The sequence below is a fragment of the Anabaena sp. EIM26 genome, assembly GCF_057568715.1.
Genome location: NZ_CM172472.1, coordinates 2205935 through 2221002, shown reverse-complemented (window position 1 = coordinate 2221002; position 15068 = coordinate 2205935). Strand labels below are relative to the sequence as shown.

The 15068-nt window shown below is 39.6% G+C and carries 14 protein-coding genes; 7 read left to right on the top strand and 7 right to left on the bottom strand.

Annotated features, from left to right (window positions below; all coding sequences use genetic code 11):
* Positions 1-30 precede the first annotated feature (30 nt).
* Positions 31-1218, bottom strand: a complete 1188-nt coding sequence (gene alr, locus AC012T_RS09585) for an alanine racemase (protein ID WP_487065175.1) — start codon at positions 1216-1218, stop codon at positions 31-33.
* Between the two features lie 351 nt (positions 1219-1569).
* Between alr and AC012T_RS09580 the strand changes: the two genes are divergently transcribed.
* The 3 genes from AC012T_RS09580 (at position 1570) to AC012T_RS09570 (ending at position 4457) form a co-directional block, all read left to right on the top strand.
* Positions 1570-1770: a type II toxin-antitoxin system VapB family antitoxin gene (locus AC012T_RS09580; RefSeq protein WP_487065173.1), complete on the top strand. Its 201-nt coding sequence runs from the start codon at positions 1570-1572 to the stop codon at positions 1768-1770.
* Positions 1771-2119: 349 nt separating this feature from the next.
* A complete protein-coding gene (locus AC012T_RS09575; RefSeq protein WP_438891045.1) occupies positions 2120-2617 on the top strand; it encodes an HNH endonuclease in 498 nt (165 codons plus the stop codon).
* A gap of 556 nt (positions 2618-3173) precedes the next feature.
* Positions 3174-4457: a DHH family phosphoesterase gene (locus AC012T_RS09570; RefSeq protein ID WP_487065171.1), complete on the top strand. Its 1284-nt coding sequence runs from the start codon at positions 3174-3176 to the stop codon at positions 4455-4457.
* A 156-nt stretch (positions 4458-4613) separates the two neighbouring features.
* Here the strand turns inward: AC012T_RS09570 and AC012T_RS09565 are convergent, their stop codons facing one another.
* The 5 genes from AC012T_RS09565 to AC012T_RS09545 all read right to left on the bottom strand — a co-directional run bounded on the left by AC012T_RS09565 (position 4614) and on the right by AC012T_RS09545 (position 10223).
* Positions 4614-5132: a DUF29 family protein gene (locus tag AC012T_RS09565; RefSeq protein WP_487065169.1), complete on the bottom strand. Its 519-nt coding sequence runs from the start codon at positions 5130-5132 to the stop codon at positions 4614-4616.
* A 17-nt stretch (positions 5133-5149) separates the two neighbouring features.
* Complete coding sequence (locus AC012T_RS09560; protein ID WP_487065167.1) at positions 5150-5659, bottom strand: DUF29 family protein; 510 nt, start codon at positions 5657-5659, stop codon at positions 5150-5152.
* A 144-nt stretch (positions 5660-5803) separates the two neighbouring features.
* On the bottom strand, positions 5804-8185 hold the full coding sequence (locus AC012T_RS09555; RefSeq protein WP_487065165.1) for a phosphoketolase family protein: 2382 nt from the start codon (positions 8183-8185) through the stop codon (positions 5804-5806).
* Positions 8186-8386: 201 nt separating this feature from the next.
* A complete protein-coding gene (hrcA, locus tag AC012T_RS09550) occupies positions 8387-9484 on the bottom strand; it encodes a heat-inducible transcriptional repressor HrcA (protein ID WP_487065163.1) in 1098 nt (365 codons plus the stop codon).
* 379 nt (positions 9485-9863) lie between these two features.
* Complete coding sequence (locus tag AC012T_RS09545; protein WP_487065161.1) at positions 9864-10223, bottom strand: rhodanese-like domain-containing protein; 360 nt, start codon at positions 10221-10223, stop codon at positions 9864-9866.
* 61 nt (positions 10224-10284) lie between these two features.
* Here AC012T_RS09545 and AC012T_RS09540 point away from each other — a divergent pair, with 61 nt between their 5' ends.
* From AC012T_RS09540 to AC012T_RS09525, 4 genes are all read left to right on the top strand, one after another.
* Positions 10285-11958, top strand: coding sequence for a DUF3352 domain-containing protein (locus tag AC012T_RS09540; RefSeq protein WP_487065159.1), 1674 nt, complete (start codon positions 10285-10287; stop codon positions 11956-11958).
* A gap of 122 nt (positions 11959-12080) precedes the next feature.
* A complete protein-coding gene (locus tag AC012T_RS09535) occupies positions 12081-12566 on the top strand; it encodes a hypothetical protein (protein ID WP_487065157.1) in 486 nt (161 codons plus the stop codon).
* 114 nt (positions 12567-12680) lie between these two features.
* Complete coding sequence (gene cysE, locus AC012T_RS09530; RefSeq protein ID WP_487065155.1) at positions 12681-13433, top strand: serine O-acetyltransferase; 753 nt, start codon at positions 12681-12683, stop codon at positions 13431-13433.
* Positions 13434-13502: 69 nt separating this feature from the next.
* Positions 13503-14210 carry a L,D-transpeptidase family protein gene (locus AC012T_RS09525; protein ID WP_487065153.1) on the top strand — a complete coding sequence of 236 codons (708 nt, stop codon included), beginning with the start codon at positions 13503-13505 and terminating at the stop codon, positions 14208-14210.
* Positions 14211-14213: 3 nt separating this feature from the next.
* Here the strand turns inward: AC012T_RS09525 and AC012T_RS09520 are convergent, their stop codons facing one another.
* Complete coding sequence (locus AC012T_RS09520) at positions 14214-14795, bottom strand: Npun_F5749 family FMN-dependent PPOX-type flavoprotein (protein ID WP_487065151.1); 582 nt, start codon at positions 14793-14795, stop codon at positions 14214-14216.
* Positions 14796-15068 lie beyond the last annotated feature (273 nt).

The window sequence follows — 15068 nt, the reverse complement described above, 5'->3', positions numbered from 1 at the left end:
TCCAGTTCCCAGTTCCCAGTCCCCATTCCCCTACATGACAGCTACACGAGGTAGACGATGCTTAAAGCCGCAGAGAATTTCCCAAGAAATGGTATTTAATTGATTAGCCCAATCATCGGCTGTGATTTTTTCTGTTCCCTGTTCTCCTAGTAGGGTGACTATTTCACCTTCTTGCACATCGGGTATAGAACTAACATCTAACATGATCTGATCCATTGTAATTGTGCCTATTTGTGGTATTCTCTGACTGCGAATTAATACCTGCATTTGGTTGGAAAGACTGCGGGGAACTCCATCTGCATAACCAATACCAACAACGGCCAGACGCATTTCTTTGGGTGCGATAAACTGATGACCATAGCTAACACCAGTCCCAGGTGCTATGGTTTTAACGTGGGTGACACGTGCTTTGAGTTGTAAAACTGGTTGTAATTTGATTTTGTCTTGCAAATGGGATGCGGGATAGAGTCCGTAAATAGCTAAACCTGCACGCACCATGTCATAGTGTAATTCTGGATCTGCAAGGGTGGCAGCTGAGTTTGCTAAATGTAAACTCTTAATTTTGATGCCTCTAGCTTTGATTTGTACAATCGCTTCCTCAAATCTTCTATGCTGTTCTTGCATAACTGTGGCATCAGGACTATCGGCTGTTGCTAGGTGAGAATAAATACTCGCAATATCCAGACGAGGTAATCCCTGTACTAGCTGCACAAAATCAGCGGCTTCTTGCCAATTTGTGCCTAATCTCGACATTCCTGTATCTAATTTGATGTGTACAGGCATGGGAGAATTATAATTAATTGCTTCGAGTGTATTAGAAAATATTAAAGCTTGTTTGGGGTTGCATAGTGTTGGTTGAAGTTTCCAATGAGCGATCGCATGAATTTGTTCTGGTGTATGCGTTGCCCCTAAAATTAAAATCGGAGCTTTTATCCCACCTTCCCTTAATTGAATCCCTTCAGGAACCGTAGCCACTCCCAACCAACTCGCACCGGCTTCTAGGACTGTTTTCGCAACTGTCACCGCACCATGTCCATAGGCATCAGCTTTTACAACCGCCATTAACTGTGTACTTGGTGATAAAAACCTCACCAACTGCTTAACATTATTGGACAACGCCCCTAAATCAATTTCTACCCAGGCACGTTGAGAAAACCAAGCGTAGGTATCACGCTCCTGATTATCAGCAAAACTAGGGGTTTGCTTGCGACTTAACATTGTACTTCACTCCTCTCACACCACTGCAAAGCTCCCAGACTATCTGATGATGCTGGTTTGCTACCCTCAAAGCCATATCAATATTAATCAGGAAAGTTTACCTTTTATCCGGGAGTTTATACAAGATGTTGGCGAGTGTTGAGTTTTCTTAACTACTAAGGGTTGAGCAATGCTCAACCCTTATCCCATGACTATAAAATTTCTCACACAAATATTTTAAATAGTTCTTCCTTATCAAATTTATGATAACAAATTTAGAGTCAAACGTCAATCCCTAAATGCTCCTTTATTGCGCTGTTGTCTAAAATGTATAATAGTTGTATCACCGAGAATGCCAAAATAAATATCTACATGGAGACTGATCTAGATATTGACGAAAATCTGATTCAAGAAGCCTTTGAAATTGGCGGTCTTGGCACTAAGCGTGCGGTTGTTGAAGATGCATTAAGAGAGTACATACAACGCCGCAAGCAACGTAAAATTATTGATTTATTTGGCACAATTGAATACAACGATGATTATAATTATAAGCAACAGCGTCAGAAAGAATGAAAGTCATCGTTGATACGTCTGTTTGGTCTTTGGCATTAAGACGAAATCCCCAGAGTGAAAATCTTCCTCATATTGTATTATTTCAGGATTTGATTATGGAGGAATGATTTTGAGAATTTTAGCGCGTATATTCCAATAATATTGCTTGTTGCTAAAACTGTATTTTATTAACGTATAAAAAGTTAATAATATCTTAGCCAAGTACGGAAAAATATTTATTTTGCTTCTGAAATTATGACTCCTGCAACCAAATTATTTAGATTATTTAGGAAGTATAAATTATTCTCATCTCCCCAGGATGGTATATTCGTGTTAAAATATCTAAAACTAATACCTTGAGCTAACATCAATGGGGAAGGTTTTAGTCCTAAACGCCTCCTACGAACCGCTCAACATCACGAGTTGGCGACGTGCCATAGTTTTGTTGATTAAAGGCAAAGCAGAACACGTAGAACATAACGGTAAATTCATTTACACGGATTTTCCATTGCCAACCGTAATTCGGTTGCGTCATTACGTTCGTGTACCCTATAAGGAAATTCCTCTTACTCGCCGAAATATATTGCATCGTGACAGTCATACTTGTCAATACTGTGGCTACACAGGAGACGAGTTGACCTTAGATCATGTCATGCCGCGATCGCGTGGAGGGGGGGATACCTGGGAAAACATAGTTACGGCTTGTGTACGTTGCAACGTCAAAAAAGGTTGTCGTACACCTCATGAAGCCCGTATGCCTTTGCGCCATCCTCCGCGTCAACCTTATAGTAGCCTCTACTTTGAGGTGACAAAACATCTGAAGAGTGGACTTCATCAAGAGTGGCAAAAATATGTAATAGGACTTTGACGTTACAAAAAATCAGCCAGACATCAAGGTATAAGTCTTCACTTGTGAGTATTACTGTTTGACTTTAGCCAGTTAAGCATACCACAAGTAGAGGGTTTAATTTGGTGTTGGTTGGTGTTCATCCGCAGTTTTTCAGGAACGTTCCCAAAAGCTGGAATAGGGTGCTGCCAAAATTTAGCTAACCTAAAATATAGGCAGACTTATAATCATACATCATTCTGTGAAGTATGGTCTATTGCTGCTGAAAATTATTAAAATTTACAAATCACAAATTCAAGACTGAAAATACGAAGACAGGATTATAGCCAAACTTAGATCAATATTCAAGTCAGAATCAGCGTCTGAGCAAAATTGCCTAATTTTCAAAATACTTTCAACACTCTAGCCTGATGTGATCAATTATTGAATAATGCTGTCGAAAAAAATAGACCCACCTCAGCAGTGCAAAGACTGTAAATTTCTGCCAAGATCATAATGTGTGGCTAAACCAGTGATGCGCTGATCGGAGTATCTCGGAAGGCATACACAAGCCACCACGCTGACTACTAAATGCCCTATGTACTTGAATTCTTCAGTTACTCAATTTGATAATTTATCGTTAGAACTAAAACCGGAGGAAGTTGAGATAGATAAAGAATCTTATGAACTTCCACCACTTGCCAGACCTTCTTTGCCAGGATCAAATGGTGATGGAGGAGGTATATATTTAGCTCAACGTGGCAATAATTCCCTGGCTGGACAAAAGTCAGAAGAGTTACAAAAAACCCTGCTCTGTCATAGACATGAGCGTCATTTGGTAATTCTACAAGATTTTCCTGACCCTGATGCGCTTTCATGCGCTTGGGCTTACCAATTAATTACTCAACAATACGATATCAAATGTGAAATTGTTTATGCTGGAACCTTAAGCCACCAAGAGAATATTGCCTTAGTTAAGTTAACTAACTTACCCGCTCAACGCTGGACAATGCAATCCCTGAAAAGTAAAGATTTGTCATCGTATCAAGGGTTTGTATTAATTGATAACCAGGGAACCACATCACAGCTTTTATCAGCAGTACAACAGGCAGGAATTCCCTTAGTAGTGCTAGTTGACCATCACAGCTTGCAGGGGGAACTGAAAGCCGAATTTGTTGATGTGCGTCCTTACGTGCGAGCAACGGCAACAATTTTTACTCAATATTTACAAGCGGGGTTACTGTCCTTAGATAGCAGCATTAGCCAACACGTTAAATGCGCTACTGCCTTAATGCACGGTTTGCGCTCAGATACCAATCGGTTAATGCAAGCGCAGGAAGAAGATTTTATGGCTGCTGCATATCTGAGCCGATTTTATGATGCTCAGTTGCTGAATGCCATTTTACAGGCAAATCGTTCTAAGCGGGTAATGGATGTGATCGAGCGATCGCTCAAAAATCGCATTGTCCAAAATAACTTTTCCATAGCTGGGGTTGGTTACTTACGCTACGACGACAGAGATGCTATTCCCCAAGCGGCTGATTTTCTTGTCACAGAAGAAAATGTTCACACCGCAGTAGTTTATGGCATCGTTCACGATGAAGACGACGAACTAGAAGTAGTCATAGGTTCCCTCAGAACCACAAAACTTACCCTAGACCCGGACGAATTTATTAAAGAAGCCTTTGGACAAGATAGCACCGGACGGTTTTTTGGTGGTGGACGTACTGGTGCAGGAGGGTTTGAAATTCCGATGGGTTTTCTATCTGGTAGCAATGAAAATTCTGCTTATGCAAAAATGAAATGGGAAGTTTATGATGCTCAAATCAAGCAGAAATTGTTGAAGTTAGTAAATCCTAGAGATAACCCAATTCAGTCGTAGTAGGAGATTGGGAAGTGGGGAGAATTGCTAACTCCTCACTATTCAAATCAGGAATATCAAGAAACTGGTTGATCAGACGTTAATTTTCCTTTTGTCTGTCCTGTTGCTATTGATAAAATTTTAGATGAGGTCTGTTAATTCCTGTGTCATCTTCGATCACCTTTTTCCTGATTTCCAATCTTCACCACCTGGTAATTGAATTAAAATTTCTACAATAGCTTTAGATAACTCTTTCGCCGAATGTGAATATGTCAATTCCAGAAATCTCAAGCCAGTAGAAATTATCTGATTTTGCTCTACCATTTCTGATAGTTGAAATTCATTATAGATGCCATTCATAACTTCAAGACTTGCATCAGCTATTGCTAGATCAATTCCTTCTTCTATCCAATTATTCCATTCATCTTGATTAATATAATAGGATTTTTTATTTTCTTTGAGATTAATATCTTGAATTTCTATTAATGCATTCCGAATAGAAGCAGCCCAAGAATTTGTCAAACGTTGTTCTAAGTGATTTTTAATCAAATGTATTAATAATACCTTCAAAAAAGATTTAATTTGCCGTAAAATAGCTTTTTTGCTCATCCCCTCCAACTCATCTACAATTACCAAAGCATCAGCATAACGCCCTGATAAAATACTATTTCTGAGGTCTATTAACTCCTGCGTCATCTTTTCTCACCTTTTTCTTAATACTTCCAATCTTTACCACCAGGTAAATTACTTAAATAATCATCAATAATATCTGGTAATTCCCTAACTGTATAATTATATGTCAATGCAATTAACTCAGTGGTATTTAAAATTAACCGTGATTTATCTAACATTTGAGAAAGTTGCTGTCGGTTAAACTTGCCATTCATTATTTCTAAACTTGCTGGACGAATTGCCGACTCTATTGCATCTTCTAATATTTCTAACCATTCATCCATATTAAGATAGTAAGATTTTTTATTGTCTTTTAAATTCAATTTCTTAATTTCTAGCACTGAACTTTCAATTGATGCAGCCCAAGAATTAGTTAATCGCTGTTCTACTTGATTTTTAATCAAATGAATGATCAATCTCACTAAAAATGATTCAATATTCCGTAAAATAGCTTGTTTACTCATCCCCTCCAACTCATCCACAATCACCAAAGCATCTGCATAACGCCCTGATAAAATACTATTTCTCAAATCTATTAACTCCTGCGTCATCTCCATTCACCTCCGAACCAACTAACCTCAATATAACAAAAACCTCCGCGAACCTCTGCGTTTACCTCCGCGTCCCTCTGCGTTTAAATACTGCCCTTCAAAAAAAGTAGAGACGTTTAAATAAAACGTCCCTACATTCTCATCCTAATAAAGCCACTTCCAATTGCGGATTTCTGGCATATCTTCACCGTGAGTCTCGATGTAGTGTTTGTGTTCAATCAACTTATCTTGGAGTTTTTGCTTCACATAAGCTGCTTTTGAACCTAATTTAGGTACACGGTCAATGACATCCATAACTAAATGGAATCTATCTAAATCATTCATCACCACCATATCAAAAGGTGTCGTTGTTGTTCCTTCTTCCTTATAACCACGGACGTGAAGATTTTTGTGGTTAGTATGACGATAGGTGAGACGATGAATTAACCAAGGATAACCATGAAAAGCAAAGATAATTGGTTTATCGGTTGTGAAAATAATATCAAAATCTTTGCTGCTTAACCCGTGGGGATGTTCACTTTGTGGCTGTAGTTTCATCAAATTAACTACATTTACAACCCGTACCTTTAGATCTGGGAAGTTTTGGCGCAGAATGTCTACTGCTGCGAGGGTTTCCAAAGTAGGAATATCTCCAGCACAGGCCATGACTACATCTGTTTCTCCATCTAAATCACTGCTGGCCCATTCCCAAATACCTAAGCCTTTGGTGCAATGTTTAATTGCTGAATCCATGTCTAAATATTGTAATGCTGGCTGCTTGCCTGCAACGATGACATTGACATAATGACGACTTCTTAAACAATGGTCAGTAACAGATAGCAAAGTATTCGCATCAGGTGGTAGATAGACGCGCACAATTTCGGCTTTTTTGTTCATTACATGATCAATAAAACCGGGGTCTTGATGTGAGAAACCGTTGTGGTCTTGTCGCCAAACGTGGGAGGTTAGCAGATAATTTAAAGAAGCAATTGGTCTTCTCCAGGGAATTTCATTAGTTGTTTTCAACCATTTGGCGTGTTGGTTGAACATGGAATCAATGATGTGAATAAATGCTTCATAGCAAGAGAAGAAACCATGACGACCTGTGAGAAGATAACCTTCTAACCAGCCTTGACAGTTGGTTTCACTGAGGACTTCCATGACTCGACCGTTGGGTGATAGGTGGTCATCTTCTGGGAGAATTTCGGCAACCCAAGTGCGGTCTGTGACTTCTAATACGGGGTCGATGCGATTTGATGCGGTTTCGTCAGGGCCAAAGACGCGGAAATTGCGGCTTTCCTGGTTGAGTTTCATGATATCCCGCAGGAATTTACCACTAACTTTAGTAGCTTCTGCGATCGCTTTACCAGGAGAAGGAACAGCTACAGCATAATCTTCAAATTCGGGCATAATCAAGTCACGCAGCAACATACCGCCGTTAGCGTGGGGGTTATCTCCCATGCGACGTTGACCTTGGGGCGCTAGTTCTGCGAGTTCAGGAATTAGTGTACCGTTAACATCAAAGAGTTCTTCTGGTTTGTAACTCTTCATCCAATCTTCTAGAAGTTGCAGATGTTCTGGTTTACCAGCTATATCACCAAAAGGCACTTGGTGCGATCGCCAATAATCTTCTGTTTTCTTCCCGTCAACTTCCTTCGGACCAGTCCAACCTTTAGGAGTTCGCAAAATAATCATTGGCCATTGCGGTCGTTCCTTGAATCCATGTACCCGCGCTTCTCTTTGGATACCTTGAATTTCGGGAATAATTGTATCTAATACTGCTGCCATTTTTTGATGAACTTCCGCAGGATCAGAACCTTCCACAAAGTAAGGTTTATAGCCATAGCCGATAAATAGGCTTTCTAGTTCATCATGGGGTATTCGTGATAATACTGTGGGATTCGCAATTTTGTATCCATTCAAATGCAGAATTGGTAAAACCGCACCATCAGTAACGGGGTTGAGGAATTTGTTAGAATGCCAGCTAGTAGCTAAAGCGCCTGTTTCTGCTTCACCATCACCAACAACCGCAGCGACAATTAAATCAGGGTTATCAAAAGCAGCACCAAAGGCATGAACTAACGCATAACCTAATTCTCCCCCTTCATGAATAGAACCAGGGGTTTCTGGGGCAACGTGGCTAGGAATACCACCAGGAAATGAGAATTGTTTGAACAGTTTTTGCATCCCTTCAGCATTTTGGGAGATGTTGGGGTAATATTCGCTATAAGTTCCTTCTAAGTAAGTGTTAGCAACAAGTCCGGGTCCACCATGACCGGGGCCTGCGATGTAAATTGTACTTAAATCGTACTTTTTAATGACTCTGTTGAGATGGGCGTAAATCAAGTTGAGTCCTGGTGTGGTTCCCCAGTGTCCTAACAGCCGGGGTTTGACGTGTTCTTGTTTGAGTGGTTCTCTGAGTAGGGGATTGTCGAGGAGATATATTTGCCCAACAGAGAGATAATTGGCTGCACGCCAATAGGCGTTGATGTTCTGTAATTCTGTATCTGATAATGGCTTTATTTGTGGAGTGCTGGTAATGGTCATTTTAAACTCCAGAAAGGTATTTGCACGATTGGTGTCAGTGTATTGGTTGACTGACTCACTGCCATCTTACCTGTGATTAATTTTTTCGGTAGAAAGTTAAATATTTTTTTATCTCAATATAGAGACAACGAAAAAGGCATAGGAAATAAATCCTAGCCATAATAAAATAATAGAAATTTTTCTCAAGACGATTTAGGCAATTTAACTAAAAGCTTCTGAAAGGTAATCTGCTGCTGCGGCTACAACTGCGATCGCACTTTCATAGTCTAAACGAGTTGGCCCCAAAACTCCCACACTCCCCACCGGCACAGAACCCCGACGATAGGTAGAAGAAATTAAAGTACAACCACGAATTGGTTCTAGTGGGTTTTCTGCACCAATACGAATTGTCACCCTTGATTTCCCAATTTCCTCAGTTTCTGGTTCCTCACAGATTAAACGCCACAACTGTTCCTGTTCTTCTTCCAAAAGATGGATGATAGTTTGTACTTGCTGTAATTGGGAAAATTCTGGCTGACGCAAAACTTCTCCCACACCCCGCACCATAATTTGCGTTGCAGCTGGTGCTAGAGTACGACGTGTCAACTCTGCAATTGAATTTTTCAAGAATTCACCATAGCGTTGAAACTCTTGATCTAACTCACTCCAATCAAGTTTGGCTAACTCTAACAAACTCCGTCCGCGTAAGTGGCTATTTAAAAAGTTGGATACAATCTGTAACTCGTGATCAATTACCTCAGGATTAGGTTTAGTTTCTGAAGACGCTGTGAACAAATCCATCACCTTAGAATGCGTCTCATAACCATCTGTCACCACAATCAGCATAATTGTACCAGGTTCAATCTGCACTAATTGCAAATGTCGTAACTGTGCTGTTGCAGGTTGTGGCATAGTAATCAAAGTAATGCAGCCACTCAAAGTTGCTAAAATTTGTGCAGCACCTTGCAATAAAGCTTCCAAACTCCAATCTTCCCAAGGTCGAAGTTGTTGTAATGCTGCTTCTACCTCTTTAGTTAAAGCTTCTGTTCGTGTACCATCTCGGAAAAAAGGTGTAATTAGTTGATCAACATAAGTGCGATAACCAGAATCAGAAGGTATCCTCCCTGCTGAAGTGTGTGGTTGGTAAAGTAACCCGGATTTTTCTAAAACACCCATCACATTGCGAATAGTCGCGGAACTAACACCAAGATCAAACTCCTCAATTAGAGCTTTAGAGCCAACAGGCTCCGCAGTAGCAATGTAGTGGCGTACAGTTGCCCAAAGTATATGCTGTTGTCGATTTGTCAGCTGGACTTGCATAAGTGATATTTTACTGAAGGCAAATTTTAATCAAAGGTTGAAAAAATATTCTGGCTAGAACCGCAAAGCAAAAAAAGGTTAATAATTATTTAATTTAAGATAGCAAATTATATACTCGTATGATGGTGATTCACGCAAAATTTTCCTTTAAGTCATCATCACAGCGTATTAGCTGATACAGCTTGACCATAGCACCAAAAGCTGCGTTTAAGATGATATTTTCATCTTTTTCTGTATTCTTTCATAAGCTTCTCAGCAATGCTGTATTTTTCGATACTGATTTATTTATTTGATAGACAGGGAATGGAAATGAGGAGGACAAATCAAGTTAAAAATACTAAACTTCTGCCTCCTGTCTGCTGCCCCCTGTCTATTAATGTTAATACTGAGGAACGGAAGAATCAACTAAGATCGAATAAGCTGAAATCCCACCTGTAATATTTTTAACATTTGTAAATCCTTGAGCAACTAACCATTGACACATCTGGGCAGAACGTACACCATGATGACACAGGACAAGGGTTTCTGCATGGGGATCAAAGCGGGTAGGGACTTGCTCACCCCATGAGGCAAAATCACTCAGGGGCAGGTTGACAAAGCCTTCCAGACTTGCTATCTCAACTTCTTGGGGTTCGCGCACATCCATCAGTTGCATACTAGAATCACCTGCATCAAGACGTTGTGCTAGTTCTTCTACGCTAATTGAGGCAAAGGGTTGAACAAAAGATGTACCTGTCATGTAGTTTTTCTAAACGATCCTATACTATTCATGGTGACAGAAAAGCTGGAAAATAGGTTTAGTGAACAGTCAACGCTCATTTTATGGTTTCCTGGTAGCTGGTGTCATCGTCTTGCTACTAATTGGTATTGCTGGCTTTTATTGGTTTTTTGGTAAAAGTCCATTTAACTTCAGTGTTCCTAAATCTGAACCTGGGGCTGCTATATTTGTGTCAAAAACGTCACCTGTGATGGTGTCATTATTAATAAATCCCGACCGGTTGCAAGCAATAGACCAAAAAGGGGATATTTCCAAGCTCAAAAACAGTTTATTGTCCAAAAGTAATATAGATTTCCAAGATGATATCAAACCTTGGCTAAGTAATGAAATTACCCTGGCTGTTACTAGTGAAGATATAGACCGCGACCCAGAAAACGGGTTGCAACCAGGGTATCTGATGGCGCTTGCCACTGAGAAGCCAGAAAAAAGCCGTGAGTTTGTAGAGTTGTTATTCTCTAAACGGGCTTTAGCTGGAGCAAATTTGGCGGTTGAACAATACAAAGGTGTGAAGTTGCTTTCTGATACCCCAGAAGTAACAACACCTGAAAAAATTCAAAATCGTTTAGCTGGTGCGGTTGTTGATAATTTTGTTTTGTTTGCTAATGATGCTAAGGTTTTACGAGAAGCGATTAATAATGTCCAAGCACCGCAATTGAATTTGAGTGATTCTCCTGAATATCAAAAAGCTGTTCAAGAGTTGCCCAAAGATGCTGTAGCTGTAGCTTTTTTGAATCTGCCCATAGTTGCTAAGTGGCAAGGATGGGAATTAGTAGAATCAATCTATAATAGCCAAATTGTTTCTTTAGTATTAAATCCCCAAGGATTGCTGGCGGAAAGCACATTTTTAACAACTACAGAAGTTGCACCTCTATCTCCATTATTATCTAAACCTGTGGGTGCATTGGGCTATGTTCCCAAATCAGCAGGTTTGGCTGTTGCTGGGGTGAATTTAAGTAATTTGGGTGCAAGCGATTTAGCAAAACTGTGGAAACAAGGAACAGCTACAATCTACGGTTCAGAGGAACAGGCTATTTCTCGCTGGTTTAAACCTTTGGTGGATTTGCAAAAACGCTGGAATCTCAATTTGAGTGAGGATATTTTTAGTTGGGTGACAGGAGAATATGCGATCGCATCCCTAACTGAAGATAAACCACTTTTACCCAATCAAGCCAATTGGATGTTTGTGGTGGAAAAAACACCGCAGTTAGAAACAGGTATCGCTAGGTTAGATAACATCGCGATCAACAATGGTTTCAATGTTAGTTCTCTCATTCTCAACCAGCAAAAAGTCTCCGCGTGGACAGAGTTAACTGCTACTACTGAAGACAAATCAGCCGTCAACGTTGAAGCCAAAATCGGAGGAGTGCATACAACCATTGATAATTATGAAATTTTTACCTCTGACTTAGCAACGATGGAGAAAATTCTTACACATCAAGAAAATTCTCTTGTTGATGATCGCAATTTTCAAAATAGTATTGCTACCTTCCCCCAATCCAACCAAGGATACATATATATTGACTGGAAAAAGAGTAAAAACATTCTTGAAGGTCAGCTACCGATTCTCAAATTTGTCGAAGTGTTAGGAAAACCACTCTTTGATAATCTGCGATCGCTTACAGTCAGTAGTTATGGTAGTCAAGCAGGAACCCTCAAAGGTGGCGTGTTTTTGCAGCTTAATCGCTTCACCAAATAAATATCAATAGAAAAGTGCTATCTGTGTCACCTGGAAATGTGACACAAGCACTAGCAATTGGATCTTTTTTTACATAAAATTAGTATAGATAGTCACAAAAATCAACATCTGGGAGAGCTAACATGAGAGATCGTCGCTTCTGGCTTCACGTTCGGGGTGGCTGGCTGTTAGCTACAATTATCGCCATGATAGCTACACCTGTAGCCGCAGAGACAGCAAATTTTGGAACCCTGAAGTTGTTACCAGGTTTTGAACCAGGACAAGGAACCGTGACTGGTTATACAGGCGGATCTTATTCATTATCTGCCATGAGCAACCGCGATCGCGATAAAAATATTTGCATCGGCTTTGGTGATCCCAATCCTGATCACATCCTCGTCTTAGAAAAAGATTTCGATCAACTGAAAATACTAGTTAAAAGTGGCTACGACACCACTTTATTTATCCAAGGCCCAGACGATCAGACAATTCGTTGCGGTGATGATACAGGTAGAAGCAAAGATGCTAGTGTGAGCGATCGTCAATGGAAACGTGGCAAATATCGTATTTGGGTAGGTACATTTAATCGTGGATTCAAGCATAACTACACTTTGACTCTAGAACAATAATTCGTCATTGGAGTCAGGAGATCGAAGATTGTTCTCCCCAATCATCAATCATCAATGGCCAAGTAACGATAATATGAGAGAGTAGCTTGTCTTGCTCTCCAAGGGTACTATCTCGTGCTATCTACACTAAGTGCCGATTTTCGCATTATCTTTGAACGTGACCCCGCAGCCAGGAGTTGGTTGGAAGTCCTGTTTTGCTATCCGGGTTTGCAAGCCTTAATCTTCCATCGGTTAGCTCATTGGCTGCGTAGTATTGGTATTCCATTTTTCCCACGCTTGATTTCTCATATAGCTCGATTCTTAACCGGCATTGAAATTCACCCAGGCGCTGTAATTGGTCAAGGCGTATTTATTGACCACGGAATGGGAGTAGTCATTGGTGAAACAGCCATCATCGGTGACTATGCCTTAATTTATCAAGGTGTCACCCTTGGGGGTACTGGTAAAGAAAGCGGTAAACGCCACCCCACATTAGGCGAAAATGTTGTTGTTGGCGCTGGAGCAAAAGTTTTAGGAAATATTCAAATTGGGAATAATGTCCGCATTGGTGCAGGTTCAGTTGTTTTGAGAGATGTTCCTTCTAGTTGCACAGTTGTAGGCGTACCAGGTCGCATTATCTATCGTGCTGGAGTTCGAGTTTCCCCTCTAGAACACAACAACTTACCAGATTCAGAAGCTCAAGTAATTCGTACCTTAGTTGACCGCATTGAAGCATTAGAAGAACAAATTCAAGCTCTCCAAAGTCCGGCAAAAACTCCAGTTTTAGCAGGTAAATTTATTCAAGAGAATGAATTACCAAAAGAACACAACTTTTGTAATATTAGAGATAAAAATATCCAAGAATTTTTTGATGGTGCGGGAATTTAGAAACGCAAGTTTGGGTTTTTCCCGCCCATTCATTAATTTAGATTTTTGATTTTTGGATAATTTAAAAATATGCCAATCATCAATACAGAAGCACTAACAAAAAATGTCAAACAACATGGAATAATATTAATTATTCCCTTGTTTTTTGTAGCTAGTTCTGTATTTTATTGGTTGCAACTACGAATAGGTTTAATATTTCCAGTTACAGAAATTCCTGAGATTTTATGTATTTACAATTGCAAATTAGAACAAAAAATACATAAACCTCTAATTGAAGATGAATTATTAAATTATGACCAACCAATAGAAAAATTAATTACAAAACCTATCAATAAACAGAAAATCTCTATTTTAATTGAGAAATCCCAACACAGATTAACGCTTTATTATAACCTCAGTCCCATCAAATCCTATCCTGTTGTTTTTGGTGCTAACCCGACAGGTGACAAACAAAGAGAAGGTGACAAAAAAACACCAGAAGGAATTTTACAAATTCAAGACCTTTATCCGCACCCCCAATGGTCAAAATTTATGTGGTTGAATTACCCTCATCCTCAATCTTGGCGAAAACATTTTCAAGCTAAAATTAATGGTGAATTAGCTTGGTATATTCCTATTGGTGGTGAAGTGGGTATTCATGGTGTACCTGCGGGTGCAGATGAAATGATTGATATCCGCAAAAATTGGACTTTAGGCTGTCCTTCTTTAAAAAATAAAGATGTAGATGAGATATATCAATTAGTGCAGAAAGGTACAGTTGTGGAAATTAATCCTTAAACATTAAGGATTGATTTCTTGGCAATACCAATTTTCATTTTCATCAAGTTGATAAAAAGTTCTATTTTGTGGTTCCCCTCGCAATTCCAAATGGTCTACTTGTGTAGGTTCAAGCAATAACAAACAAAAAGTTTCTACTGGTTGAATAGGATCTGGTGCTGGTGGTGTAAACGCTTCTGGATTTCTTACTCTCATTTCACCCGGATCAGGCCAAGCAAATTGTAATCTAGCTGCATCACTTAATTCTTGCCACATTTTGATTCTCGCAGGTTGTAAATGTGGATGAGAATTAGCAGTAATTAAAATTAATTTTCCAGCGATACGAAATTGTTCTCTAGTTTTAGGGAAATACCAGCAAACTTCCCCCCAAGATTGTTGCTCTATTTGTTCAGCTTTTGCACTACGAATATCTGTAATAAATTTTAGCTGGTTTGTATCTTCCAGAAAACCACGAAATACTACAGTGCGGTTTGCAGGTAAACCATTTTCTCGCACCGTTGCAAGTTGTACATAGCGGGAATAAACCAAACTGCGGTTTTGATGTAAAGCGCGAGTGATCAGACTGCGCCAGGGTGCTAGAGACATTTTTATTGTGGTTGTAATTTATACCTTTGTATGAATAGTACAAATTGGTAAATTAATTATAATTTACCACCCTGAAACCAAACTATTTGGCGTTATATTCTTATTTCATCCAAAAATAAATGGATCTTTATTATGGTTCAAGAACTGGAACATAAATGTCAGAGTGCATCTTTCCCCGAAACTGCCCCAGCAGCGAATCCTGTGTTTTTTAGAACTTACATTTGTTGAACTGGTGGGACAAAAGGCGATCGCACTTACGCGATTTAGTTGAAT